We start from the raw sequence: 24,557 nt of genomic DNA, 5'->3' as shown, positions 1-24,557 counted from the left end.
TTCTCAACGACGAGAGGCCTCACGAATGAGACGACGACTCCCCCTGGCCACCGTGGCGGTGATGGCGCTGACGGCGGGTCTCCTGTCGGTCGGCCCCACGGCCCAGGCCGCCCCCACCACCTCCCTCGACGGCGCGAAGGTGCTCGAGCTCCCGTTCGACGGCTCGCTCGCCGACACCAGCGGGCGCGGGACCGCTCTCGGGATGCAGAAGGGCACCGCCTCCTACGGCACCGGCCTGAACGGCGGGGCGTTCGAGTTCACGGGATCGAACGCGATCTCGCTCGGCACCGCGGCGGCGCTGCAGCCCGCCGATCTCACCGTCTCGTTCTGGTACAAGCCGACCAGCGCGATGACCGGTGAGCAGGTCTTCACCTGGAACAAGACCGCCTACAACTCCGACGGCTGGTACCTCACGTCCGAGGGCGACGGCACCCCGCTCGCCCTCTCGATCGGCCCGTCCGGCGGGCAGCCGTACAAGGTCGCCGTCGAGACCGCCCGCTCCGGCTTCTTCCCCGCCGGCGAGTGGACGCACGTGGTCGCCACCTACGACAAGAGCACCAAGGCCGTCGCCTTCTACCGCAACGGAGTGAAGCAGACCAGCGTCGTCAAGACCGCGCCGTCCTCCTCCGCGTCCGGCGTCCTCGGCTCCGAGTCGACGTCGGTCAAGACCCTCGGCTTCAACGGCCCCCAGTACAACGGCGCACACCTGCGCGGCCTGCTCGACGACTACGCGCTCTACAACGGCGTCGCGACCACCACCGACGTCGTCGCGCTGACGAAGGCCGGGAACCCCTCCTTCGATCCGGCGAGCATCGCGCGGGCCGACCTCGAGCTGGTCGCCCCGCCCACGAGCACCAGCACCGGCTTCACCCTGCCCACCGCGGGCGCGAAGGGGTCCGCCCTCAGCTGGAGCTCCTCCGACCCGGCGACCGTCGCGATCAGCGGAGGCACGGCCGCGGTCACGCCGCCCACCGGCTCCGCGAAGACGGTCGTGCTCACCGGCTCCGCCACCTACGGCGGCAGCGCGGCTGTCACGAAGACCTACACTCTCCAGGTGCAGCCCCGGGGAGTGAAGACGTCGAACTACCTGCTGGAGGCAGGCCTGTCCGACGTCTCCGTGCAGGACCCCTACCTCGAGAACGGGGAGCAGCAGACCGTCGAGTACCTGCTGAGCCTCGACCCCGAGATGTTCCTCTACTCCTTCTACCGCGAGGCCGGGCTCACCCCGACCACCAGCGGCGGATACGGGGGCTGGGAGCGCGAGAACGGCACCCGGTTCCAGGGCCACTTCTTCGGCCACTACCTCTCGGCGCTCTCGCAGGCCTACGCGACCGAGGAGGACGCGGCCACCAAGGCGGCTCTGCTCGCGAAGCTGACCGCCTCCGTCGACGGCCTGAAGAAGGTCCAGGACGCCTACGCGCTGAAGGACCCGGCGAACGCCGGCTACGTCTCGCCGTTCCCGACCCGCTACCTCCCCTCGGGCGGCGACGGCCTGCTCGTCCCCTTCTACAACCTGCACAAGGTGCTCGCGGGCCTCCTCGACGCCCACGACCAGGCGCCCGACGCCGTCTCGCAGAAGGCGCTCACCGTCGCCGGCGGCTTCGGCAGCTGGATCACCACCTGGGCGGGCCGCCAGGCGAACCCCGGTCAGCTCCTGAACACGGAGTACGGCGGAATGAACGAGGCGCTCTACCGCCTGTACGAGACCACGCACGACCCGGCGCACAAGCGCGCGGCCGAGTACTTCGACGAGACCGCGCTGTTCCAGAAGCTCGCGAACAACGAGGACGTCCTCAACGGGCTCCACGCGAACACGACCATCCCGAAGCTGATCGGCGCGCTGAAGCGCTACCGCGTCTTCACCGACGACCCGGCGCTCTACGCCACGCTCACCGCCACGGAGAAGTCGGACCTGGACATGTACCGCCGTGCCGCCGAGAACTTCTGGCGCATGGTCGACGAGACCCACACCTACGCCAACGGCGGCAACAGCCAGTCCGAGCACTTCCACGCACCCGGCACCCTGTACGAGTACGCCACGAACGGCCAGACCACCGGCTACGGCGAGAACTCGACCTCCGAGGGCTGCAACATCTACAACATGCTCAAGCTCACCCGGGCGCTGTTCCAGGTGACCGAGGACGTGAAGTACGCCGACTTCTACGAGGAGACGTTCATCAACGGCGTCCTCTCGGTGCAGAACCCGGACACCGGCATGGTGACCTACTTCCAGCCGCAGACCGCGGGCTACGCCAAGGTCTTCGGGCACGAGCTCGACGAGTTCTGGTGCGACCACGGCTCGGGCATCGAGAGCTTCACCAAGCTCGGCGACTCGATCTACTTCGAGAAGCCGAAGACCGTCTTCGTGAACCAGTTCCGCTCCTCGGTCCTCCGCTCCTCCGCGAACAACCTCCGGCTGACCCAGACGGCGGACATCCCGAGCACGGACACGGCGACCCTGAGGGTCGAAGCGCTGGCCGGAGGAGCCGTGTCCGCGGACACGACCCTGAAGCTGCGCGTGCCGTCCTGGATCGACGGAGCGCCGACGCTCACCGTGAACGGTGCCGTCCGTGCCGTCACGGCCCAGGCCGGATACGTCTCGGTCGCCGTCGCCGCCGGTGACGTGCTGACCTGGAAGCTGCCCGCCGCGGTCAGCGCGGTCGCGGACACGGAGAACCCCGACTGGACCGCGTTCCGCTACGGACCGGTGCTGCTGGCGACCGAGCTCAACCGCTCGAACGTCGAGGCGTCCTACGTCGCCGGCGTCCTGGTGCGCATGGGCACGGCCGACAAGTCCGTGAACTCGAACGTCGTCGTCGCGGACTCCGCGGCCTGGAAGTCCGCGGTCCGCGGCAACCTGGTCCGCCTGCCCGACGGCGCGGACGGCAACGGCCGCACGACGATGCGCTTCGGCATGAAGAACGTCGACGCCGCGTCCGCCGCCCGGGTGTTCACTCCGTACTACAGCCTGTACAACGCCCGCTACGCTACCTACATGACCCTGATCGAGCCCGACTCGGCCGCGGCCCAGGCGCTGATCCGGACGCAGAAGGAGCAGCTGCGCGTCGACGAGACGACGATCGACTCCCTCACCTCCTTCGACAACAACAACAGCGAGGCCGACAAGAACTACAAGACCGCGCGGTCCTCGGTGGGGACCTGGCGCGGCGAGGGGTACCGCGACGGCGAGCGCTCGGCGGAGGCGTACTTCCAGTACGACATGATCGTCGACCCGGCTCTGCCGGCGAACTACCTCGGGGTCCGCTACTACGGCGGCGACGCGGGACGCACCTTCGACGTCTACCTCAACGACGTGAAGCTCAAGACCGAGGTGGTCTCGGGAGCGGGCGGAGCGACGAGCTGGTACGTCCAGTACGACCGGATCCCGGCGTCGATCCTCAGCGGTCTCGCCGCGAAGGACAGCTACAAGCGCGACCAGAGCGGGAAGTACGTGCTCGACGCGAAGGGGCAGAAGATCCCCGTCGTCACGGTGCGCTTCCAGGGCACCGGATCCAGCTACGTCGGCGGTGTCTTCGGGGTCTACACGACCGAGTCGACCACCTACGCTGCGGACCCGGAGCTGACGAAGCTCTCCTCCGACGTCGGGACGCTCTCGCCGGCTCTCGCCGCCGGGGTCAGGGACCACACGCTCACGGTGCCGGCCGGCACGACGAGCGTCTCGCTCGACCTCGACCCGGCCGTGCCCAGCGGCCTGGTGAAGGTCGACGGCGTGCTGATCGATGACACCGTCCGCCGCACCGTGCCGCTCGCGGCCTCGGGGACGACGAGCGTGGTCGTCGAGTCGTCGGCGCAGGACCACACGACGACAGCGACCTACCGCCTCTCCATCGTCCGCGCCTCCGCGGCGACGGTACCGACGACCGTGGCGGCCACCAGCCGCTGCGTGGCGGGCAAGGTCGTGGTGACGGTCACCGCTCGGAACGATGCGAAGGTCCCGGCGGGGATCACCCTCGGCTCCGCCTGGGGCTCGAAGGCGTTCACCGGGATCGCTCCCGGGTCGAGCGCCTCGCACGCCTTCACCACCCGCGCCGCCTCGGTGGCCGCGGGCTCGGCGACGGTGACCGCGACGGCGACCGTGGACGGAGCATCGGTGACGACCACGAACCAGGCCGCGTACTCCGCTCTCACCTGCAGGTGACGTGACGACGACGGCCGCCGGGGCTCGCCCCCGGCGGCCGTCGTCGTCGTCAGTCGGAGGCGCGGTAGAGGCCCCGGAGCAGCCCGATGACCTCGCGCAGTACGGGCGGCGGGTCGCTCCGGATCCACGCGGCGTGCACGGGGACCGGCGGGGCGTCGCGGACGACCCGGTACGCGAGGCCCTGCCGCCGGTACTGACTCACTGTCGACTCCGCGGTCACTCCGCGGGCGGAGCCGCTGCTGATCACCGTGAGCCAGTCGTCGACGTCGGTCGTCGGGACGGTGCTCCGCGGCCGGTCGTGCTCGGGCCAGAGGTCGAGCCGGGTGCTCCCGGTCCGGTCGTCGAGCGCCAGCGGAGCGGTCGCCACCTGGGCGAGGGTGACCGTGCGCTTCGCGGCGAGCGGGTCGTCGACGGACAGGGCGCAGTAGCGCTTCTCGGTGCCGATCAGAGCCGATTCGACGTCCGCAGGAGCGGATCCGCGCCGCAGGATCGCCAGATCGCTGAGGCCCTCCGCGAGCCCCGCGGTGGGCGTGTTGGAGCGGATCAGCCGCAGCTCGTGGTGGGGGAGCGCGGTCGCCCAGCGGCGCTGGAACTCCTGCGTGTGCTCGCCGAGAGCCGACCAGGCGTAGCCGATCCGGATCGTGTCCGTCCCGGCCGCCGCCTCCTCGCGCAGATCGTCGACGACGGCCAGGACGCGGCGGGCGTGCCGCAGCACCCGCTCACCCGCCGGCGCGAGCTCGACGCTGCGGGTCGTCCGGTGGAGGAGCCTCCGGCCGAGGACGGACTCGAGCGCCGCGACGTTGCGGGAGACCGCCGTCTGGGAGATGCCGAGGTCGATCCCCGCGTCGGTGAAGGTCCCGGCGTCCACGACGCCGACGAACGACCGGAGGTGGCGCAGTTCCAGATCCATGCCCGCATCCTATTCATGCGGATCGCGCATCGATCGGGCCGATGGCGCATTGTGAGCCGGGACCGGACCGCTCGCAGACTTCCGGCATGACGAAGCAGCTCCCCGGAGACGGCCGGACCGTCGGCGCCGCGACCGCCCTCGCGAGCGCCCTCTCGAACCAGCTCGGAGCGGCCTCCGGAACGCTGGCCTTCCCGGTCCTGGGATCCGTCGGGGTGGTCGCCGTCCGGCAGATCGTCGCCGCGCTGATCCTCCTCCCGGTCGTGCGGCCGCGGATCCGCGACCTGACCCGCGCGCAGTGGTGGCCCGTCCTGCTCCTCGCCGTGGTGTTCGGGGCGATGAACCTCACGCTCTACGCGGCCATCGACCGCATCGGGCTCGGGCTGGCGGTCACACTGGAGTTCTGCGGGCCGCTGGCGGTCGCGCTGCTCGGCTCCCGGAGCAGGACCAGCGCGCTCTGCGCCCTCGTCGCGGGAGCGGGCGTCGTCGCGATCGCGGGGCCGAGGCCCTCGTCCGACCAGCTCGGCATCGCGCTCGGTCTCGCGGCCGCCTGCTGCTGGGCCGCGTACATCCTGCTCAACCGGATCATCGGACTCCGTCTGCCCGGAGCGCAGGGGACCGCCACGGCGACCGGGATCTCCGCCGCCGTCTTCCTGCCCGTCGCCGTCTGGACGCTCGCCACGACGCACCCGGACGCGGGCACCGTGCTCCTGGCGGTCGGCGCCGGCGTCCTGGCGACGGCGGTCCCGTTCGTGGCGGACGTGATCGCGCTCCGGAGGCTCCCGACGAGCGTCTTCGGGATGCTCATGAGCGTCAATCCCGTCCTGGCCGCCCTCATCGGCGCGGCCGTGCTCGGGCAGGACGTCGGCGCGGCGGGATGGATCGGCATCGCCCTCATCGTCACCGCGAACGCCGCGGTCCTCCGGCGGGGTCGTCGCGCGCGGTGACGTCGGCGGTGGGTAGAGCGAGATGCGATCCCGTCCGAGCGCTGCCGCTGTGCGTTACCTGTTCGTTATGAAAAAGGCGCCTACACGACCAAACCAGGGACACCCTGGGAAACGGCAGGTCGCGGGAGAAAACTCTCCTCCATGAACCAGACAGCGGCACCCGTGCGCGAGCATCGAGCTCTCTACTTCCTGCTCGCCGCCCTCGCGGGCGTCGTCACGGGCGGAGTCCTCCTCGCCGTCGCCGAGCTCATCGCCCTCGCGGTCGCCCGCACCGCGAGCCCCGTGCTCGCCCTCGGTGCCTTCATCGTCGACATCGTCCCGCGCCCGCTCAAGGAGTTCGCGATCGAGACGTTCGGCGAGAACGACAAGACCTTCCTGCTCGGCAGCGTGGGCGCCGCGGTCGTCGTCGCCGCCGCGATCGCCGGAGTACTCCAGCTGGTCCGCCCGCCGCTCGGCCAGGTGCTGCTCGTGATCGCCGGCGGTCTCTCGATCGCCGCCATCGTGACCCGCACGGGAGCGTCGCCGCTCGCCGCGGTGCCCACGCTGGTCGGACTCGTCGTCGCCGTCGTCGTCATGCACCTCCTCTTCACGCGCCTCCGCGGCTGGCGTGCGGCCCGGGCCTCGGAGGCCCGGGGAACATCCTCCGAGGCCCGTCCGGGCGCCCTCGAGCGCCGCGGCTTCTTCCGCATCGCACTGATCTCCGCCGTCGGCGCGGCCGTCGTCGGCACCGGTGCCCGACTGGTCAACGCGGCGACGTCCTCCCTCGCCGGCGTCCGCGACGCCCTGCGTCTGCCGTCCCCGCGCAGCACCGTCTCGGTCCCCGCGGGCGCCGAGCTGGACATCGAGGGCATCACCCCGCTCTACACGCCGAACGCCGACTTCTACCGCGTCGACACCGCCCTCACCGTGCCCAACCTGGACCCGTCGGCGTGGTCGCTGAAGATCACCGGCATGGTCGACCGCGAGGTGACGCTGAATCTCCAGCAGATCTTCGACATGGGCCTCGACGAGTACGGCATCACCCTCACCTGTGTCTCGAACCAGGTCGGCGGCAACCTCGTCGGCAACGCCAAGTGGCTCGGCGTCCCCCTGCGCGACGTGCTCGCGATGGCCGGCGTGCAGAGCGGTGCCGACATGCTCCTCTCCACCAGCAGCGACGGCTACACGGCGTCCACCCCGATCTCCGCGGTCACCGACGAGAACCTCGACGCGATCCTCGCCGTCGGCATGAACGGCGAGCCCCTCCCGTTCGAGCACGGCTTCCCGGTGCGGATGATCGTGCCCGGCCTCTACGGCTACGTCTCGGCCACCAAGTGGCTCACCGAGCTCAAGGTCACCACCTTCGAGGCCGACCAGGCCTACTGGACCCCGCGCGGCTACTCCGCCGAGGCCCCCATCAAGATGTCCTCGCGGATCGACACCCCGCGGATCGGCGTCCCCGTCACGTCGGGCGCGCTCAAGATCGCGGGCGTCGCCTGGGCGCAGAGCATCGGCATCGACAAGGTCGAGGTGAGCATCGACAACGGCGACTGGCAGGAGGCGACGCTCTCGACCCCGGTCAACCTCGACACCTGGGTGCAGTGGTTCGTCGACTGGGACGCCCAGCCGGGCTCGCACTACGTCGCCGTCCGCGCGGTCGACAAGAACGGCATGGTCCAGATCGAGGACCGCGCGCCGGTCGCGCCCGACGGCTCCTCCGGCTGGCAGCGCACGCTCATCAACGTCACCTGACGCCCCCCGGAGGCGCCGATCCCCGCCGGGTCGGCGCCTCCGGTGCGTCCGGGGGGGCGTTGCCGGGGGTGACGCGCGAGGCTCCGCGCCACGACCCGGCCCGGAGCGCAAGCCTCCGCGGCGGCGCGGCCCGCGAGGAGGCGCCGCTCTAGCCTTCGAGGATGCGCTCCCGGCTCCTCCACCTCCGCGAATCCTTCTGGTTCCTCCCGGCCCTGTTCGGCGTCCTCGCCGTCGGGCTGGCGCTGGGACTGGTCGAGGTCGACCACCTGCTGGTCCGCGCCGGCGTCAGCGACATCCCGCTGATCGAGGACCTGTCGCCGACCGGCGGCCGGGCGATCCTCTCGGCGATCGGCGGGACGATGCTCGGCGTCGCCGCGACCTCGTTCTCGATCACGATCTCGGTGCTGGCGACCACGTCCTCCGCCTACGGGCCCCGGCTGGTCCGCAACTTCATGGCCGATCGCGGCAACCAGGTCGTCCTGGCGGTGCTCACCTCGACGTTCCTCTACTCGCTGATCGTGCTGCGCGCGGTGCACACGGAGGAGGACGCGTCGCTGACGTTCGTGCCGGTGGTGGCCGTCTCGTTCTCGGTGCTGCTCGCGGTGGGCGACGTCGCGGTGCTCGTCTACTTCATCCACCACATCGCGCTGTCGGTGCAGGTGACGACGCTGCAGCAGCGGGTCCTCGGCGAGCTCGTCGACGTGATCGAGCGGCTGCATCCGGAGGACGGGGAGGAGCCGGTGGACGCGGACGAGGCCTCGCTCGCGGAGGAGGCCCAGCCGCCGGGGCGCGAGACGGTCGTGCTGCGAGCGGTGCGGGGCGGCTACGTCGAGCAGCTCGAGATCGAGCGGCTGGTCGCCCTGGCCCGCCGCGGCGACACGCGGCTCCAGGTGCTCGCGCTGCCCGGCGACCACGTCCTCGTCGGCGACCCGGTGCTCGAGGTCCTCGAGGGGTCGGTCGCCCAGGAGGAGGCGGTCGCCGCGGTCGTCGTCGCCGACGCGCGCACCCCGCACCAGGACCTCCGCTACGCCGTCCAGCAGGTGGTCGAGATCGGAGTCCGCGGGCTCGCGACCGGCACGAACGACCCGTACACCGCGGTCGGCGCCGTCGAGGCCCTGACCAGCGCGCTGGTCGACCTCTGCGGCCGGCCGGAGGCGCGGGGCCGCTACTCCGACGCCGACGGAGTCGTGCGGCTGCTCGTCCCGTGGCCCCGTGCGGGCGAGCTGCTGGCCGACGTGTTCCTCGCCCTGCGCTCCTACGCGATGGAGCAGCCGCTCGTCGTCCGCGTCGGCGTGCGCCTCGCCGAGCGGCTCGCGGTCGTCGCCCGCGGCGGGACCCGCGTCGAGCTGCACCGCCAGGTCCGGGCGTTCGCGGACGCCCACGCCGCCGCCGACGGCGACGCCCTCGAGGCGCCGGCCCTGCGCGCGTCGCTCGCCGCGCTCGAGGCGCGCCTCGCAGCCTGACGCCCGGCGTCCGGTGCTCCGGGAGGACACGTCGGCCGTGGAGTACTCGAATCGATTCGAGTAGGCTCGGCGCATGACAGAGAACACCACTGAGCTGCGTGTGGGGGTCGTCGGCCTCGGCTTCGCCGGCACCACCCACCTCGACGCCTTCCAGTCCCTGCCCGGCGCCCGCGTCGTCGCGCTCGCCGGCCAGGAGGAGGCGCGCCTGCACGAACTCGGCGCGACCCGCGGCGTCCCCGACCTCTCCGCCGACTGGGAGGACCTGGTCGCCCGCGACGACCTCGACGTCGTCTCCATCGGAGTCCCGAACCACCTGCACCACCCGATCGCCGTGGCCGCGCTCGCGAGCGGCAAGCACGTCTTCTGCGAGAAGCCGCTCGCCACCACCGCCGAGCTGGCGGCCGAGATGGTCGAGGCCGCCCGCGCGAACGACCGCGTGCTCGAGATCGCCTACAACCACCGCCGCCGCGCCGACGTCGCCTTCCTCCGCGACTACCTCGACGACGCGCCGCTCGGCGACGTCTACCACGCCCGCGCGAGCTGGCAGCGGCGCACCGGCATCCCCGGCATCGGCTCCTGGTTCACCAGCAAGGAGCTCGCCGGCGGCGGCCCGCTGATCGACCTCGGCTCCCACGTGCTCGACATCGCGCTGCACCTGCTCGACGAGCCGCGCGTGACCAGTGTCTCGGCCGTCGCGTACGGCGAGATCGGCCGCTCCGGCCGCGGCGGGCGCCCCCACGGCGTCGCCGCCGCCGGCACGCACGCGTTCGAGGTGGAGGACTTCTCCAGCGCCCTGCTGCGCCTCGACAACGGACGCTCCCTCCAGCTCGACGCGTCCTGGGCGAGCTACTCGAAGGTCCACGAGGACATCGAGGTCGAGCTGCTCGGCTCGGCCGGAGGCGCGCGCCTCCACATCGCCGACTACGCCACGGAGGGGACGCTCACCCTCTACTCCGAGGTCGCCGGAGCGCCGACCGTCTCGCACCCCGACGTGAAGGTCCCCGCCGGGCACCACCGCTCCGTCATCGCCGAGTTCCTGGAGGCGATCGCCTCGGGAGCCGACGCGCCCGCGGGCGGCCCCCGCTACTCCGGCCACTACGGCGAGTACGCGCTGCACCGCAGCCGGGTGGTCGACGCGATCTACCGCTCCGCCGCCGAGAAGAAGGAGGTGGCGGTCGCATGAGCGCCCCGATCGAGGTCCTCGTCTGGAACGAGTTCCGCCACGAGACCCGCGGCGACGAGACCGTGCTGCGCCACTACCCCGACGGCATCCACCGCGTGATCGCGGACGGGCTCGCGGAGTCGCTCGGCGACGCCGTCTCGGTGCGCACCGCGACGCTCCCCGAGCCCGAGCACGGTCTCACCGAGGAGGCGCTCGCGAAGACGGACGTGCTGCTGTGGTGGGGGCACATCGCGCACGAGGAGGTGTCGGACGAGGTCGTCCAGCGCGTGCTGCGGCACGTGCAGGAGGGGATGGGGATCCTGGTCCTGCACTCGGGCCACTACTCGTCGATCTTCAGGGCGCTGATGGGCACGACCTGCTCGCTGAAGTGGCGCAACGACCGCGACCGCGAGCTGGTCTGGACGATCGCGCCCACGCATCCGATCGCCGAGGGCGTGCCCAGCCCGCTGATCATCCCCGAGCAGGAGATGTACGGCGAGTACTTCGACATCCCGGTGCCGGAGGAGACGGTGTTCCTGTCGACGTTCACCGGCGGCGAGGTGTTTCGCTCCGGAGTGACCTACACCCGCGGCCTCGGCAAGGTCTTCTACTTCTCGCCCGGCGATCAGGACTACCCCGTCTACCACCACCCGGACATCCGGCGCGTGCTGGCGAACGCCGTCCGCTGGGCCCGCCCGACCCGCCCGCGCACGCCCCTCACGGCCGACCACCACCCCCGGGGCTGGTTCGAGTCCTGACGCCCCTCCGCGAGATGCCACCTGTGACGGCGACACGCCGCGTCCGGGCGTCGTAGGTGGCATCTCGCGGGAGGTACTGGGGGGATGCAGGAGGCGGAGGGGCGCGAGCCGGACGAGGTGCGGCGGTACGGGGAGGCACCCGAGCAGCTCGTGGAGGTGTTCCGGGCAGCGGCCCGTGCAGGCGGTACTGCGCGCGGGCCGGTCGTGCTCCTGCACGGCGGATTCTGGCGCGCGCGGTGGGACCGGTTGCACGCCCGGCCGCTCGCTGCGGCGCTGGCCGACCGCGGGCACGACGTGATCCTCCCCGAGTACCGGCGGGTCGGCGACGAGGGCGGAGGCTGGCCGGGCACCGGCGAGGACGTCCTGACCGTGCTCGCGGCGCTCCCGGCACTGCTGCCCGACGCCGGACCGGTCACCCTCGTCGGCCACTCCGCCGGCGGCCACCTCGCCGTCTGGTCGCAGGCCGCCCGTCCGTCCCCGCACGTCGCGGCCGTGGTGGCGCTGGCGGGCGTGCTCGACCTGGCCGCCGCCTCCGCCGACCGCCTGAGCGATGACGCCGTCGGGGAGCTCCTCGGCGGCGACCTCAGGCTGCTCCCGGGCGCCGACCCCGCGCAGCTGCCCCCGCCGCCGCAGCCGACCACGCTGATCCACGGCGTCCTCGACGAGGACGTCCCCGTCGAATACAGCCGCCGCTACTCCGCCCGGCACCGCTCGGTGAGCCTGCACGAGCTCGCCGACGCCGGCCACCTCGACCTCGTCGACCCGGCCGGCCCCGCCTTCACCGCCCTCGTCGCCGCCCTCGCGTGAGTCCCCGAGCGCTCACCGCTCGCGAGATGCCACCTGTGACGGCGACACGCCGCGCACGGCCGTCACAGGTGGCATCTCGCGGAGGGGGCGGGGCGGGAACAGGCGCGCTAGAGGACCGGCGGGTACAGGAAGAGCGGGACCTGCGCGGTGGGGAAGGTGCGGGTCACGTAGCTGTGCTTGCCGCCGTAGTTGTACTCCTCCAGGAGCACGGTGCCGTCGTCGTTCACCTTCTGCACGTACGAGACGTGGTTGTAGGTCCACCACGCGACGCAGCCGACGATCGGGACGCTGCTGGTCGCCCAGCCCTTCGCGGCCCAGTTGTCGGGCCACTCGTAGGCGCTGCCGCCCAGGGGAGTGATATTGCCCCAGGTGTACTTCCACGGGGCGGAGGTGCGGCCGGCGTCGCGGTTGAGGCGCCAGGCCACGAAGTCGACGCACTCGCGGTAGTAGTAGCCGAGCGGCGAGAGTCCGCCGCCGTCGTCGTCGATGGTCTCGTAGGGCCACGGGTAGTCGTCGCCGACCGCGCGGGTCTGCACGGTCGAGAACTCGCCGCCGTTCGACCCGGAGAGCACGGCCGCCTGGCGGCTGGCCTCGTCGAGCTGCGCCTGGGTCGGTGCGGCGAAGGCGTCGCGGACGGCGGTCTGGCCGGTGGCGTCGGAGGAGACGGTGAGGTTCTGGAGGCCGACCCGGTTCGCGGCGGCGCGGCCGGTCGCGGTGGCGGAGGAGCTGCGGGCGCCGTACGCGGGGATCGCGGCGGTGGCGAAGAGGCCGCCGACCACCGAGAAGGTGCCGAAGGCCAGGGCGCGGCGGCTGAGGCCGCGGGCCCGGGCGGGCTCGGCGGCGCGGGGAGCGACGGGGCGGGAGGCGGACGCGCGGCGCGGTGAGGCCGGGATCGATCGTGAGGCGGGGGAGGCGACGGCGGGGACCTCGACGGAGACGGTCGGAGCGGTCGCCACGGGGGCCGCGGCGTCGACGGCGGTGGAAGCGGTGCCCGCGGACTCGTCAGCGCCCGCGGAGTCGTCAGCGCCCGCGGGGTCGTCGGTGCCCGCGGAAGGGGCGGAGTCGTCCGATCCGCTGCCCTCGACCGCAGTGCCGGCGGTCGCCGCGCCCGTCTCCGCCTCCGCCCGGGCCGCACGGCGCTCGGCCTCGCGGGCCTCGCGCCGGGTCAGGGGTGCAGTGGTCGGGGTGCCGGCACTCTCCTCAGGGGTGGGAATGCCTGGCTTCGACACGCGTGCGTTCTCCTCGGGTGACGGTGGTGACGGGGGTCGGGGCCGGTGGGGGATCCGGCGACGAGCCACTCTAGCCCGAGGCCCGCGGATAACGGAACGATCACGACGGATCCGGCACGGATGCTCCGACCGCTCGCGCCCGTGCGGTGCCAGGATGGGGCGCAACCGGGAAGGAGCTCCTCATGACCGCACCCACCCCCACCGGACCCGTCCTCGTCGGCATCGTCGACGGCCAGCGACCCGAGGTCCTGCGCACCGCCGCCCGCGTCGCCGCCGACGCCGGAGCCGCTCTGCTGCTCGTGTCGGTCTCGGCCGATCCGTACCTCGTCGGCGAGTACGTCGATCCGATGACCGGCGGCATCCCGCTCGGCTTCGTCGGAGCCGCGGCCGACCGCGGCGAGGGCCCGACCCTCCCGCCCGGGCTCCGCGAGACGGTCGAGCACGAGCTGGACGGCAGCACCGTGCAGTGGTCGCTGCGCGCCGCGCTGGGCGAGCCCGCCCTGGCGCTCGCCGAGGTCGCCGAGGAGGTCGACGCTCGGATGATCGTGGTCGGCACCCGCGACGCGGGTGTGCTCGCGAGCATCGCCGAGTTCCTCAGCGGGAGCGTCGCCGCCCACCTCGCGCACCGCCAGCACCGCCCCGTGCTCGTCGTCCCGCGCGCCGACCGCGACCCGTCGCGCCCGGCGCCCTGGGACCTCGCGGAGTGACGCGACCCCTCCACCTGCGCCCCTCCGCGATCCTCCTGGTCGCGGCGGGCGGTGCCGTCGGCACGGCTGCCCGCGCCGCGATCGGTGCCGCACTGTCTCCGCTGGGCGTCGTGCCGGTCGCGACGCTCGCCGTGAACCTGCCGGGCGCGTTCCTCCTGGGCCTCCTGCTCGAGGCGCTGGCGCGGCGCGGGCCGGACGACGGCGGGCGCCGCACCCTGCGCCTCCTGCTCGGCACCGGCGTGCTGGGCGGATTCACCACCTACAGCACCTTCTCGCTCGACACGGTCGCGCTGCTCGAGGGCGGCCACGTCGCCGAGAACCTGCTCTACACCGGCGGCACGCTCGTGCTGGGCGTGCTCGCCGCCGCTCTGGGCATCGCGGTCGCGGGGCGGCGGAGGACGGCGGCGTGACGCCCGGCCTGCTGCTCGCGGTCGCGCTCGCGGGCGGCGTCGGAGCGGCCGCACGGCTCGTCGTCGACGGGGTCGCGCGGTCGCTCGTGCCGACGCGCTGGCCGGTCGGCACCGCGCTGATCAACGTGAGCGGGTCGCTGCTGCTCGGAGTCGTCACCGGGCTCGTGCTGGCCGGCGTCCTCGACCCGGTGTGGCGGGCCGTGCTCGGGACGGGCGTGCTCGGCGGCTTCACCACGTTCAGCACGGCGAGCGTCGAGACCGCGCGGCTGCTGCTCGACCGGCGCTGGGCGGCCGGGCTGGGGTACGGCGTCGGCACGGCGGCGCTCGCCGTCGCAGCGGCGGCCGCGGGTCTCGCGCTGACGGGCGTCCGCTTCTCCTGAGCCGCGCCGGGCGGCCGGTCGGCGCTCGGCCGCTCGCCGACCGGCTCCGCGGCCCGCTCGCGCCCGCCCCGTCGACCCGGCCCCGTCACTCCGGATCCCCCCGCTCACGGGGCAGGCGCCCGCCGCTGCCCGCGAGCTGACGCGGATCCCCGCGCGACGCCCCCCGGTCGAGGGACGGCTCGACCTCCGGCGCATGGGTGAAGATGGGCGGATGACATCCGCGGGGGGCGTTCCGGAGCTCAGGCTGGCCGTCGTCGACGACCAGCCCCTCTACCGGCACATGCTGTCGTCGCTGCTGCGCTCGGTGCCGGGCGTGCGGAGCGTCGTGGAGGCCGGATCGGCCACGGAGGCGCGGTCGGTGCTGCGGCCCGCGGAGCTCGACGTGGCGATCCTCGACATCGAGCTCGGCGACGGGGACGGCATCGAGCTCGGGCGCCGGCTGCGGTCCACCGCGCCCGGGCTGGGCGTCGTCCTGCTCTCGGCCGTCGACGCGATGCACCGCTTCCTCCGCCTCGACCGCGCCGAGGCCCGCGGCTGGAGCTACCTCTCGAAGACCTCCTCCCTCTCCGCCCCCGCCCTGCTCGCCTCCGTCCGCGCCACGGCCGACGGCCGCACCGTGCTCGACCCGGCGCTGGTCGCCGCCCGCGCCGCCCGCCGCGACTCCCCGGTCGCCGCGCTGAGTCCGCGCCAGTACGAGGTGCTCTCCGGTCTCGCGTCGGGGCTGACCAACGCCGCGATCGGCGAGAGCCTGGGCATCGCGGTCCGCTCGGTCGACAACCACGTCAACGCCGTCTACGCGGCCCTCGGAGTCCGCTCGGACGGCGAGCGCAACCCGCGGGTCGACGCGACGCTCCTCTTCCTCGAGCACACCGGATGAGCACCGGCCCGAGCGACGCGCACGAGGACAACCGCATCGTCCTCGGAGCGATGGCCCTCCTCGGCGGCGTCCTCTCGCTGCTGGCTGCGCTCCAGGCCGTCTTCGCGCTCGGGATGCTGTCGCGGACGCTGCGGGGCGTCGATCCGGGCCCGCTGCTCGACGTCACGACGCGCGTGCTGGTCAACGTGGCGACGATCGGGCTCGCGATCGCGCTGGTCGCGGTGCTGCGCCCCGAGCGCTCGTCGGGCGGCGCTCGCGTGGCCCGGACGGCGGTGATCGCGGTGGGGATGGGACTCGTCCGCTGCTGCCTCCAGGTGCTGACCGGCGTCTACCCGGTCTCGGCCCTCCCCGCTCTCGCGGTCGAGCTGGTCGTCGGATCCACGGTGATCGCGCTGATCACCGCCTACGGCTACCTGCTCGTGCGCTCGGCGCGGCGGGTGCGCGAGAAGGAGCGGGAGCACGCCCGCGCCTCCGTGCAGGCGCTCGAGGCGGTGCAGGCCCTGCAGCGGGAGGAGCTGCGGGTGCGGCGCGACGTCGCGCAGAGCCTGCACGGCGGCCTCCAGAACGGCCTCGTGGTGCTGACCGCCGAGCTGCACGCGATCGCGAGCACGGCGGACGAGGCGGCGTCGGACCGGCTGCTCGCCATCGCCGCGCGGCTCGACCGGCTCCGCGAGGACGAGGTGCGCGCGGTCGGCCACGCCCTCTACCCGGTCGAGATCGACCACGGCCTGGTCCCCGCCGTCCGCGACCTCGTCGCGCGCCTCCCTCCCGAGATCGCGGTCGACCTCGACCTCGGGCGGATCGCGGCGCTCGCCGCGGAGGGCGCCGAGCCGCCGCTCGAGCAGCGGATGCTCCTGGTCCGGTTCCTGGAGGAGGCGGTCACCAACGCGCTGAAGCACGGCGGCGCCTCCTCGCTGCGGGTGCGCGGCGCCGAGGACGCGGGCGTCGTGGTGCTCACCCTCGACGACGACGGCCGCGGAATCGCCGAGGACGCGACGCGCTCGGGCCTGGCGCGGCTGGAGCGGCAGCTCGCGGTCTACGGGGGCTCGCTGGAGCTCTCGGACTCGCCCGTGCTCGCGGGGGCGCGGCTGCGGGCGCGGCTCCCGCTGGCCGGCGCGGCGCCCGGCGGGAACGTCGGTCGGGCGGAGTAGCGCGACGGGCGCTCAGGCCGTCCCTCGCGTCGAGCACCGGGTGGCCCGAGGGACGGATCCACGCCGGACAGCGAGCCGTCTCCTCGGGCCCGCTGCTCACGCCGGGTAGACCAGCAGGTCCTCCGGGGCGACGGTGAAGCCCGCCTCGCGGCCGGGCGCGAGGTCGAGCCGGGCCGCGTCGGCCGCCGGGACGTCGGCGGTCAGGAGCGCGCTGCGCACCCGCACCGCGTCGCCCCGCTGCTCCACGTCGGTGATCACGGACCGGAGGCCCCCGTCGCCGACGGAGACGGCGGAGGGACGGACCGCGGCGAGCACCGCGGCGCCGACCGCGACCGGCTCGGCCGCGACTCCGGACAGCTCGCGCCCGTCGGCGGTGCGCAGACCCGACCCGGTGCGGACGCCCTCGAGCAGCTCGAGCCCGGCGAGCTCGGCGGTGAACGCGGTGCGCGGGCGCGTGAGGACGCGGGCGGTCGGCCCCTCCTCCACCACGCGGCCGCCGTGCAGCACCAGCACCCGGTCGGCGAGGGTCCAGGCGTCGAGCACGTCGTGGGTGACCACGATCGCCGAGCGGTCGGCGAGCACCTCGCGGAGCATCCGGCGGAGGACGGGGGCGGTCCGGGCGTCGACCGCGGCCAGCGGCTCGTCGAGCAGCAGGAGGCGCGGGTCGGTCGCGAGGGCCCGGGCGAGGGCGACCCGCTGAGCCTGGCCGCCGGAGAGGCTCCCCGGGCGCCGGTCGGCCAGGTCGGCCACGCCCGCGGCGGCCAGCTCGCGCTCCGCCCGCTCGCGGGACCGCGCCCGCCCGGCGCCGGCGCTGCGCGGACCGAACGCCGCGTTCTCGCGCACGCTGAGGTGCGGGAACAGCAGCGGATCCTGCGCCAGCAGGGCGACGGGGCGCCGGTGCGGAGGAGTCCAGCGATGGTCGTCGAAGAGCAGCTCGCCGCCGGCGGTCGCCCGCCCGGAGTCGGCGCGGACGAGGCCGGCGATCAGCTCGAGCACGGTCGACTTGCCCGCGCCGTTGGGCCCGAGCAGCGCGATCGTCTCGCCCTCGGCCACGTCGATCCGCACGTCGATCCCGCGCGCCGCGAGCCGCGCCTCCAGCAGCAGGCTCACCGCGGCACCCCCCGGGCGGAGCGGCCGTGCGCGAGACCGATCACGAGCACCGCGACCACCACGAGCACCAGCGCGAGGGCGACCGCCGCGTCCGGATCGCTCTCCCGCTGCAGGTAGATCTCGAGCGGGAGGGTGCGCGTCGTGCCCTCGAGGCTGCCGGCGAAGGTCAGCGTCGCCCCGAACTCGCCGAGCGCCCGCGCGAACGAGAGGATCGCGCCCGAGGCGAGGCCCGGCAGGATCAGCGGCAGCGTGATCCGCCGGAGCACCGTCCCGGGGGACGCGCCGAGCGTCGCGGCGACCGACTCGTACCGCGCGCCGGCGCTGCGCAGCGCGCCCTCGAGCGTCAGCACCAGGAACGGCAGGGCCACGAAGGTCTGCGCGATCACGACGGCGGTGGTCGAGAACGCGATGCGGACGCCGAGGGCCTCCAGCGCGCCGCCGAGCAGGCCCATCCGCCCGAAGGTGAAGAGCAGCGCCAGCCCGCCGACCACCGGCGGCAGCACCAGCGGCAGCAGCACCAGCGAGCGGAGCAGGCGCTGGCCGGGGAACGCCGTGCGGGCGAGCACCAGGGCCATCGGGGTCCCGAGCAGCAGGCACAGCAGGGTCGCGACGGCGGAGGTGCGCAGGCTCAGCAGGAGCGCGGCGACGGAGGAGTCGGAGGTGATCAGCGGCAGGAACTGCGGCCAGTCGACGCGGGCGAGGATCGCGACGAGCGGGAGCAGCACCAGCAGGGCGCCGAGCGCGGCGACCGCCACGACCCAGCGCGGCAGGCCGGACCCGGTGCGCATCAGCCGCGGGCGAGCGGCGTCTCGACGATGACCGTGGTCGCCTTGACCACCGCCACCGCGGGAGACCCGGGCTCGAGCCCGAGCTCGCGGACCGCCTCGCTGCTCATCAGCGAGACCACGCGGTGCGGACCGCACTGCAGCTCGACCTGCGCCATCACGGTGTCCATCACGATGCCGGTGACGATCCCGACGAAGCGGTTGCGGGCCGAGCGCGCGACCGGGGAGGGATCCTCCGGCAGCACGGCGTTCGCGCGGGCGAGCCGGGCGACCTCGAGGCCGTCGACGACGCGCCTCCCGGACGCGTCCTTCGCGCTCTCGAGCGTCCCGTTCTCGATCCAGCGCCGCAGCGTGTCGTCGCTCACGCCGAGCGCGGCGGCGGCGTCCCTGATCCGTATCTGCGGCATGCCGTCGATCCTACGTCCGCGCCTGCGCTCGCGGCCTGCCTGCGAGATGCCACTTCGGTACGCCTTGTGCGGCGTGTCGCGTACCGAAGCGGCATCTCGCGAAGGGGGGAGAGCGCGGCGCGGAGGCACGGACGCTGGGGAGCCCGGGCTTCGCGCGTAACCCCCTGGAGGGACGGCGGGAGCGCGACGCACGCTGGGGGACGACGACACAGGAGGCGGCATGCGCGCGACGGTCTACCGGGGCCCCTACAAGGTCCGCGTGGAGGAGAAGGACCGGCCGAGGATCGAGCACCCGAACGACGCGATCGTCCGGGTGACGATGGCGGCGATCTGCGGATCCGACCTGCACCTCTACCACGGGCTGCTCCCGGACACCCGGATCGGCCACACCTTCGGCCACGAGTTCATCGGCGTGGTCGACGAGGTCGGCTCGTCGGTGCAGAACCTCAGCGTCGGCGACACCGTGATGGTCCCGTTCACCATCTCCTGCGGCTCCTGCTGGTTCTGCTCCCGCGGCCTCTACTCCAACTGCCACAACGTGAATCCGAACGCCACCGCGATCGGCGGCATCTACGGCTACTCGCACTCGGCGGGCGGCTACGACGGCGGGCAGGCCGAGTACGTGCGCGTCCCGTTCGCCGACGTGGGCCCGACGAAGATCCCCGAGTAGCTGCCGCACGAGGACGCCCTGATGCTCACCGACGCCTTCTCGACCGGCTACTTCGGCGCGCAGCTCGGCGACATCGTCGAGGGCGACACGGTCGTGGTGCTCGGAGCCGGACCGGTCGGCCTGGCCGCCGCGCGCTCCGCCTGGCTGATGGGCGCCGGCCGCGTCATCGTCGTCGACCAGATCGACTACCGCCTCGCCAAGGCCCGCGACTTCGCCTTCGCCGAGACCATCGACTACACCGAGGAGGACGACCTGATCGTCACCCTCAAGAAGACCACCGGCGGGCTCGGCGCCGACGTCGTGATCGACGCGGTCGGTGCGGAGGCCGACGGGAACCTCCTCCAGCACGTCACCGGCGCGACGCTCAAGCTGCAGGGCGGCTCGCCGATCGCGCTGAACTGGGCGATCGACGGCGTCCGCAAGGGCGGCACCGTCTCGGTGATGGGCGCCTACGGTCCGCTCGCGAGCGCCGTCAAGTTCGGCGACGCCGTCAACAAGGGCCTCACGCTGCGGATGAACCAGGCCCCCGTCACCCGGCAGTGGCCGCGCCTGTTCGAGCACATCCGGGCCGGGCACATCACGCCCAGCGGCCTGATCACGCACCGCATCCCGCTCGAGCACATCGCCGAGGGGTACCACCTGTTCTCGTCCAAGCTCGACGGCTGCATCAAGACCGTCGTCGTCCCGTAGGAGGATCCCGTGCCGTACACCGCCGACCGCCCCGTCCGCGTGCCGACCGCCGAGGAGCTGCGCGCCCGCATCCCGGGCTGGGGCGCCGATCTCGACCCCGCCGACCGGCCCGCGTTCCCGCGCGAGCGCACCGACCTGGTCTCGGGCGCGCACTGGGAGCGTCCGGAGAGGATGCGGTCGCACGGCCGTCGCGAGAAGAGCATCGAGCACCTCGAGCTGCCCGCCGTCTTCGGCACGGCGCAGCCCCTCCACGGGATCTCGGGCGCGATCCGCCGCTACGCCTACGACCGGTTCAGCGAGGGGCGCCACGCGCACTGGCTGCTGCTCGTGCTGGGCGACCGGGTGGAGTCGACGGGGGCCCACCTCCGCTCGCTGTTCACGGCCCGGCCGGACGATCCGATCACCGAGTCCGGCGTGCCGGCCGAGGCGCACGCGCATCCGATCGCCTCGCGCCGCGGCCGGACCGACGTGCGCCACCAGGTCCTCGACCCGCTGCTCGTCGGCGGTCCCTGGGTCCTCGCGGCCCTCGGCGCCGTGGCCGCCGCCCGCCGCCTCCTCCGCTGACGCCCGATCCCCCTCCTCGCGAGAGGCCGCTTCGGTACGCCTCCGTCGGGGTGTCGCGTACCTGAGCGGCGTCTCGCGGAGGGGACGGGGGTCAGCGGCTGCGGGGCGCGGCGCCGGCCGTCGGCGCGGTGCGGGTGTCGACGCTCGCCGTGAGTGCCGCGGAGTAGCCGGACGCCGGGCTGCCGGACATCGTCGCGAGCTGCAGGGTCCCGCCGTCGTCGCCGAAGACGGAGTCGGACTCCAGGCGGACCCGGGCGAGGTTCGCGGCCGAGCCCGCGTAGGCGTCGAGGGCGTAGACCGCGGTGCACGCCTCCTCCTGCAGGGCGACCTGCGAGGTCGCGATCGCGTTCGCCGCGTCGGTGATCGAGTCGACTCCCGGGTACACCTCGAAGTGGATGTGCGGCCAGCGGCCGGAGTAGCAGGCCGGGACGATCGAGGCGAAGGAGACGACGCCCGACGCGTCGGCGACCTGCACGCCGCGGAGGTACGTCTCGTCCTCGACGCCGCTGGAGTACATCGAGTAGTCGCCGTTCGCGTCGCAGTGCCAGACGTACACGGCGGCTCCGGCGAACGGCACGCCCCCGTCCGCCGCGTCGAGGATCGTCAGAGTGAGCGCCAGGGGGACTCCGTCGGCCGTCGCGCCGCCGCCGATGCTGGTGCGCAGGTCGCTGCGGACGATCCCGGAGCGCTCGAGGACGTCGACCCCGTTCGAGCCGTCGCCCGGGTAGGGGCCGGCCGTCTCGTCGGGGATCTCGTCGGCGACCGCGGTGGCGGTCCCGGCCGGGGCGGTCGCTGCGGCGGAGGAGGAGGAGGAGGCCGAGGAGGCGGAGGCGGATCCCGAGCCTCCGGTGGCGCACGCCGCGAGCCCGAGGGTCGCCGCCCCCGCGCCGACCAGCGTCAGCACGCGGCGCCGCGAGAAGAGGGTCCCCACGTCGAACGGGAGGCCCTGGTCGACCACCTCCTCCTCGGGGCGGTCGAGCCGGCGGCCCTCGTAGGCCGGTCCGTCGGGCGTGCTGCGGGGCTCCGGAATGCGGGTCATGGTCGTGCTCCTCGTCGATCGTGGTGTCCGTCGCGAGCGACTCTGGCGGCCGAGGCTCTGCGCCTCCGATGACCCTCCGATGACCCTCCTACGACCCTCCTACGACCCTCCTACGACTCTCCTCCGACCGACCTGCCGACCGTCCTGCGGCCGTCCTCCGATGCCGCGACGCCTCTCAGGGCGCCCCGAACCCGGCCGCCGCGAGCACCGCGCGCCCGGCGTCGGAGGCGACGTACGCGACGAAGGCCGCCGCCGTGGCCGGGTCGCCCGCTCCGGTCAGTGCCGCGATCGGGTAGGTGTTCACCGCCTCCGAGGACTCGGCGAACGGGATGCCGGTGACCGAGCCCGCGGCCCCGCGCACGTCCGTCGCGTACACGAGCCCGGCGTCCGCCTCGCCCGAGGACACCTTGCCGAGCACGTCGGTGACCGACGACTCCTCGCTCACAGGTGAGAGGTCGATCCCGGCGGCCTGCTCGACCGCGACGGCCGCTGCTCCGCACGGCACCTGCGTCGCGCAGACGACGGTGGCGGTCGCGGGCCGGGCGAGATCGGCGAGCGAGGCGACCTGCGCCGGGTTGCCGGGGGGCACGGCGATCTCGAGCGTGTTCGTGGCGATGTCGACCGGGTCCCCGTCGACGAGCCCCGCCTCGGCGACGGTCGACATCGTGCGCTCGTCGGCGGAGGCGAAGACGTCGGCCGGGGCGCCGTTGACGATCTGCGTCGCGAGGTCGGAGGAGCCGGCGAAGGAGAGCTCGACCTCGGCGCCGGGCTCGGCGGCCTCGAACCCCGTGGCGAGCTCGGTGAACGCGCCCTTCAGCGAGGCGGCGGCGAAGACGGTGATGGAGCCGCCGGCCGAGGACGTCGCGTCGCCGGTGGCCGCACCGCCGGCAGGGGACGAAGGAGCGGAGCAGCCCGCGAGCAGGAGGAGCGCGGCGGCGGCGGGGACGAGGGTGAGCAGGCGACGACGCACGGGGACCTCCGGATCAGGAGTCCGCAGATGCGGCGGACAGCTGATCCTAGATCCTCAGGTGCGGTGGACGGCCGGGCGACGCACCTGCGCGGAACGACCGGTCCCGCGACGCACAGCGGCGGGCTGACCGCAGCCCTCCGGCTCCGGCCCGCCCGCCGCTCGTCGCGGCCGCCTCGACGGCGGCCCTCCGCTCAGCGCTGCGGCGGCGAGTAGAACTGGAGGTCGTTGCCCTCCGAGTCCTTGAAGGGGAGGATGCGGCCCCACTCGTGGTCGCTGATCTCGCCCTCGATCGACGCGCCGCGCGCCGTGAGTCGCTCCAGCTCGTCCTCGATCGAGCCCTCGGGCTGGAACGAGACGACCGCCCCGCCCTGCTCCGCGACCGTGGCCGACTCGCGGGCGTTCAGGCCGATCATCAGCCCGCCGGCGTCCAGCTCCGACCAGTCGTCCGAGGTGTCCTTGACCTCGAGGCCGAGCGTGTCGCGGTAGAACGCGACCGCCCGCTCCATGTCCGTGACGGGGACCCAGACCGTTGCGACTCCTGATGCCATGTCGTGCTCCTTCGCTCGATGATGCCGTTCCTCCGACGCTAGGTCGGGGACGCCCGGAGCGGGGGCCCTTGTGCCGACGCGCGGAGGCTGCTCTCGCGCGGCGCCTCTCCGCCGGGGCGCCCGCGCGCGAACGCCCCGCGCCCCCGCCTCAGCGCTCGGCGACGAAGCGGTGCACCACCGCGAGGTCCTCGTCGCCGAGGCCCGCGTCGACGAGGTCGCGGAACACGGTGCGGAGCGTGCCGAGCAGCGGAGCGGAGGTGCCCGTCGCCTCCGCCTCGTCGGCCGCGGCCCGCAGGTCCTTGTCCATGAAGGAGGCGACGCCGGTCGGCGTGTAGTCGCGGGCGACCAGGGCGGCGCGCTTGGTCTCGAGCACCCGGCTGCCCGCGTAGCCGCCCTGCAGCAGGGCGAGCAGCGTGTCGAGGTCGAGGCCGGAGCGCTCGGCGATGACGGCGGCCTCCGCGATCGCGGTCATGGTCGCGGCGACGACGAGCTGATTGCAAGCCTTCGCCACCTCGCCGGCGCCGAGCGGTCCGAGGCGGACGGCGGTCCCGCAGGCGGACAGGACGGGCAGCACCCGGGCGACGTCCTCCTCCGCCCCGCCGACCATGATCGAGAGGGTCCCCGCCTCGGCGCCCTCGGTGCCGCCGCTGACGGGAGCGTCCACGAGGCGGAGCCGAGGGTGGCGGCCCGCCAGCTCGCGCAGGCCGGAGGCGGACACGCTGGAGCAGACGGCGAGCACGAGGTCCGCCCGGGCCGCGAGCACGCCCTCCTCTCCCTCGAGCACCTCCTCGAGCTGCGGCAGGTCCGGCACCATCGCGATCAGCACGTCCGAGGCGGCGGCGAGCGAGCGGGCGGAGTCGTGCCACTGCGCCTCGGGGACGGCACGGCGGGCGCGGTCGGCGGAGGCGGGGCGCGCGGTGATCCCGAGCGGGACGCCGGCGGCGACGAGGCGACGGGCCATCGGGGCGCCCATGCTCCCGAGCCCGACGAAGCCGGTGCGGACGGGCGGGAGGGCGGCGGTCGAGGTGTCCGGCATGCGCCCAGCATATCGAACACGGTTCACAGGAGTGAAGTAGGGTGGGCGCG

At 73.7% G+C, this 24,557-nt stretch carries 22 protein-coding genes and 1 pseudogene; 14 read left to right on the top strand and 9 right to left on the bottom strand.

What is annotated here, in order from left to right; translation table 11 throughout:
• Positions 1-25: 25 nt before the first annotated feature.
• Positions 26-4,159 (top strand): beta-L-arabinofuranosidase domain-containing protein, encoded by a 4,134-nt coding sequence (locus C5C24_RS02375; RefSeq protein WP_104304207.1) that lies wholly within the window; start codon positions 26-28, stop codon positions 4,157-4,159.
• A gap of 49 nt (positions 4,160-4,208) precedes the next feature.
• Here the strand turns inward: C5C24_RS02375 and C5C24_RS02370 are convergent, their stop codons facing one another.
• On the bottom strand, positions 4,209-5,069 hold the full coding sequence (locus C5C24_RS02370; protein WP_104304206.1) for a LysR family transcriptional regulator: 861 nt from the start codon (positions 5,067-5,069) through the stop codon (positions 4,209-4,211).
• Between the two features lie 86 nt (positions 5,070-5,155).
• Between C5C24_RS02370 and C5C24_RS02365 the strand changes: the two genes are divergently transcribed.
• The 6 genes from C5C24_RS02365 (at position 5,156) to C5C24_RS02340 (ending at position 11,934) form a co-directional block, all read left to right on the top strand.
• Positions 5,156-6,013, top strand: coding sequence for a DMT family transporter (locus C5C24_RS02365; protein ID WP_104304205.1), 858 nt, complete (start codon positions 5,156-5,158; stop codon positions 6,011-6,013).
• A 141-nt stretch (positions 6,014-6,154) separates the two neighbouring features.
• On the top strand, positions 6,155-7,744 hold the full coding sequence (locus tag C5C24_RS02360; RefSeq protein ID WP_104304204.1) for a molybdopterin-dependent oxidoreductase: 1,590 nt from the start codon (positions 6,155-6,157) through the stop codon (positions 7,742-7,744).
• 161 nt (positions 7,745-7,905) lie between these two features.
• Complete coding sequence (locus C5C24_RS02355) at positions 7,906-9,207, top strand: DUF2254 domain-containing protein (RefSeq protein ID WP_104304203.1); 1,302 nt, start codon at positions 7,906-7,908, stop codon at positions 9,205-9,207.
• Between the two features lie 73 nt (positions 9,208-9,280).
• A complete protein-coding gene (locus C5C24_RS02350) occupies positions 9,281-10,390 on the top strand; it encodes a Gfo/Idh/MocA family protein (RefSeq protein WP_104304202.1) in 1,110 nt (369 codons plus the stop codon).
• Positions 10,387-11,127 carry a ThuA domain-containing protein gene (locus C5C24_RS02345; protein ID WP_104275908.1) on the top strand — a complete coding sequence of 247 codons (741 nt, stop codon included), beginning with the start codon at positions 10,387-10,389 and terminating at the stop codon, positions 11,125-11,127. The genes C5C24_RS02350 and C5C24_RS02345 overlap by 4 nt, the downstream gene beginning before the upstream one ends.
• An 84-nt stretch (positions 11,128-11,211) precedes the next feature.
• Positions 11,212-11,934, top strand: coding sequence for a S9 family peptidase (locus C5C24_RS02340; RefSeq protein WP_104281044.1), 723 nt, complete (start codon positions 11,212-11,214; stop codon positions 11,932-11,934).
• A 107-nt stretch (positions 11,935-12,041) separates the two neighbouring features.
• On the opposite strand, the gene C5C24_RS02335 is transcribed toward C5C24_RS02340, so the two are convergent.
• Positions 12,042-13,163: a CHAP domain-containing protein gene (locus C5C24_RS02335; protein WP_181135457.1), complete on the bottom strand. Its 1,122-nt coding sequence runs from the start codon at positions 13,161-13,163 to the stop codon at positions 12,042-12,044.
• A gap of 182 nt (positions 13,164-13,345) precedes the next feature.
• Here C5C24_RS02335 and C5C24_RS18185 point away from each other — a divergent pair, with 182 nt between their 5' ends.
• The 5 genes from C5C24_RS18185 to C5C24_RS02310 all read left to right on the top strand — a co-directional run bounded on the left by C5C24_RS18185 (position 13,346) and on the right by C5C24_RS02310 (position 16,688).
• A complete protein-coding gene (locus C5C24_RS18185) occupies positions 13,346-13,870 on the top strand; it encodes a universal stress protein (protein WP_104304200.1) in 525 nt (174 codons plus the stop codon).
• Positions 13,867-14,280, top strand: a complete 414-nt coding sequence (locus C5C24_RS18180; RefSeq protein WP_104304199.1) for a CrcB family protein — start codon at positions 13,867-13,869, stop codon at positions 14,278-14,280. Before C5C24_RS18185 ends, C5C24_RS18180 begins: the two co-directional genes overlap by 4 nt.
• Positions 14,277-14,660: a CrcB family protein gene (locus tag C5C24_RS02320; protein ID WP_104275903.1), complete on the top strand. Its 384-nt coding sequence runs from the start codon at positions 14,277-14,279 to the stop codon at positions 14,658-14,660. Before C5C24_RS18180 ends, C5C24_RS02320 begins: the two co-directional genes overlap by 4 nt.
• 211 nt (positions 14,661-14,871) lie before the next feature.
• Positions 14,872-15,537 (top strand): response regulator transcription factor, encoded by a 666-nt coding sequence (locus tag C5C24_RS02315; protein ID WP_104304198.1) that lies wholly within the window; start codon positions 14,872-14,874, stop codon positions 15,535-15,537.
• Positions 15,534-16,688 (top strand): sensor histidine kinase, encoded by a 1,155-nt coding sequence (locus C5C24_RS02310; protein ID WP_104304197.1) that lies wholly within the window; start codon positions 15,534-15,536, stop codon positions 16,686-16,688. The genes C5C24_RS02315 and C5C24_RS02310 overlap by 4 nt, the downstream gene beginning before the upstream one ends.
• Before the next feature lie 96 nt (positions 16,689-16,784).
• Here C5C24_RS02310 and C5C24_RS02305 read toward each other — a convergent pair whose 3' ends face one another.
• From C5C24_RS02305 to C5C24_RS02295, 3 genes are read right to left on the bottom strand one after another with little or no spacing between them, the layout of a single operon-like run.
• Positions 16,785-17,798, bottom strand: a complete 1,014-nt coding sequence (locus tag C5C24_RS02305) for a sulfate/molybdate ABC transporter ATP-binding protein (protein ID WP_104304196.1) — start codon at positions 17,796-17,798, stop codon at positions 16,785-16,787.
• Positions 17,795-18,586 carry an ABC transporter permease gene (locus C5C24_RS02300; protein WP_104260651.1) on the bottom strand — a complete coding sequence of 264 codons (792 nt, stop codon included), beginning with the start codon at positions 18,584-18,586 and terminating at the stop codon, positions 17,795-17,797. Before C5C24_RS02300 ends, C5C24_RS02305 begins: the two co-directional genes overlap by 4 nt.
• The gene (locus tag C5C24_RS02295) at positions 18,586-18,990 is read right to left on the bottom strand and encodes a molybdopterin-binding protein (protein ID WP_104222447.1); all 405 of its coding nucleotides are present in this window, start codon (positions 18,988-18,990) and stop codon (positions 18,586-18,588) included. The genes C5C24_RS02300 and C5C24_RS02295 overlap by 1 nt, the downstream gene beginning before the upstream one ends.
• A 220-nt stretch (positions 18,991-19,210) precedes the next feature.
• On the opposite strand from C5C24_RS02295, the pseudogene C5C24_RS02290 reads away from it, so the two are divergent.
• Positions 19,211-20,350: pseudogene (locus C5C24_RS02290) on the top strand (zinc-dependent alcohol dehydrogenase).
• 9 nt (positions 20,351-20,359) lie between these two features.
• On the top strand, positions 20,360-20,914 hold the full coding sequence (locus C5C24_RS02285; protein ID WP_104304195.1) for a hypothetical protein: 555 nt from the start codon (positions 20,360-20,362) through the stop codon (positions 20,912-20,914).
• A gap of 91 nt (positions 20,915-21,005) precedes the next feature.
• Here C5C24_RS02285 and C5C24_RS02280 read toward each other — a convergent pair whose 3' ends face one another.
• From C5C24_RS02280 to C5C24_RS02265, 4 genes are all read right to left on the bottom strand, one after another.
• Positions 21,006-21,953 carry an intradiol ring-cleavage dioxygenase gene (locus tag C5C24_RS02280; protein WP_104304194.1) on the bottom strand — a complete coding sequence of 316 codons (948 nt, stop codon included), beginning with the start codon at positions 21,951-21,953 and terminating at the stop codon, positions 21,006-21,008.
• A 175-nt stretch (positions 21,954-22,128) separates the two neighbouring features.
• Positions 22,129-22,923 carry a molybdate ABC transporter substrate-binding protein gene (gene modA / locus C5C24_RS02275; RefSeq protein ID WP_104304193.1) on the bottom strand — a complete coding sequence of 265 codons (795 nt, stop codon included), beginning with the start codon at positions 22,921-22,923 and terminating at the stop codon, positions 22,129-22,131.
• 191 nt (positions 22,924-23,114) lie between these two features.
• Positions 23,115-23,471 carry a VOC family protein gene (locus C5C24_RS02270; RefSeq protein ID WP_104275895.1) on the bottom strand — a complete coding sequence of 119 codons (357 nt, stop codon included), beginning with the start codon at positions 23,469-23,471 and terminating at the stop codon, positions 23,115-23,117.
• 148 nt (positions 23,472-23,619) lie between these two features.
• On the bottom strand, positions 23,620-24,507 hold the full coding sequence (locus C5C24_RS02265) for an NAD(P)-dependent oxidoreductase (RefSeq protein WP_104275894.1): 888 nt from the start codon (positions 24,505-24,507) through the stop codon (positions 23,620-23,622).
• Positions 24,508-24,557: the final 50 nt, after the last annotated feature.

This window comes from Rathayibacter sp. AY2B3, from assembly GCF_002931755.1.
Classification (GTDB): Bacteria; Actinomycetota; Actinomycetes; order Actinomycetales; family Microbacteriaceae; genus Rathayibacter.
The sequence above is the reverse complement of the archived record's forward strand: the minus strand, read 5'-3'. Positions and strand labels throughout refer to the sequence as shown.

Coding starts and splice junctions, on each gene's coding strand:
- C5C24_RS02375 (WP_104304207.1), top strand. CDS start 26: ATGAGACGACGACTCCCCCTGGCCACCGTGGCGGTGATGGCGCTGACG.
- C5C24_RS02370 (WP_104304206.1), bottom strand. CDS start 5,069: ATGGATCTGGAACTGCGCCACCTCCGGTCGTTCGTCGGCGTCGTGGAC.
- C5C24_RS02365 (WP_104304205.1), top strand. CDS start 5,156: ATGACGAAGCAGCTCCCCGGAGACGGCCGGACCGTCGGCGCCGCGACC.
- C5C24_RS02360 (WP_104304204.1), top strand. CDS start 6,155: ATGAACCAGACAGCGGCACCCGTGCGCGAGCATCGAGCTCTCTACTTC.
- C5C24_RS02355 (WP_104304203.1), top strand. CDS start 7,906: ATGCGCTCCCGGCTCCTCCACCTCCGCGAATCCTTCTGGTTCCTCCCG.
- C5C24_RS02350 (WP_104304202.1), top strand. CDS start 9,281: ATGACAGAGAACACCACTGAGCTGCGTGTGGGGGTCGTCGGCCTCGGC.
- C5C24_RS02345 (WP_104275908.1), top strand. CDS start 10,387: ATGAGCGCCCCGATCGAGGTCCTCGTCTGGAACGAGTTCCGCCACGAG.
- C5C24_RS02340 (WP_104281044.1), top strand. CDS start 11,212: ATGCAGGAGGCGGAGGGGCGCGAGCCGGACGAGGTGCGGCGGTACGGG.
- C5C24_RS18185 (WP_104304200.1), top strand. CDS start 13,346: ATGACCGCACCCACCCCCACCGGACCCGTCCTCGTCGGCATCGTCGAC.
- C5C24_RS02315 (WP_104304198.1), top strand. CDS start 14,872: ATGACATCCGCGGGGGGCGTTCCGGAGCTCAGGCTGGCCGTCGTCGAC.
- C5C24_RS02310 (WP_104304197.1), top strand. CDS start 15,534: ATGAGCACCGGCCCGAGCGACGCGCACGAGGACAACCGCATCGTCCTC.
- C5C24_RS02300 (WP_104260651.1), bottom strand. CDS start 18,586: ATGCGCACCGGGTCCGGCCTGCCGCGCTGGGTCGTGGCGGTCGCCGCG.
- C5C24_RS02295 (WP_104222447.1), bottom strand. CDS start 18,990: ATGCCGCAGATACGGATCAGGGACGCCGCCGCCGCGCTCGGCGTGAGC.
- C5C24_RS02280 (WP_104304194.1), bottom strand. CDS start 21,953: ATGACCCGCATTCCGGAGCCCCGCAGCACGCCCGACGGACCGGCCTAC.
- C5C24_RS02270 (WP_104275895.1), bottom strand. CDS start 23,471: ATGGCATCAGGAGTCGCAACGGTCTGGGTCCCCGTCACGGACATGGAG.
- C5C24_RS02265 (WP_104275894.1), bottom strand. CDS start 24,507: ATGCCGGACACCTCGACCGCCGCCCTCCCGCCCGTCCGCACCGGCTTC.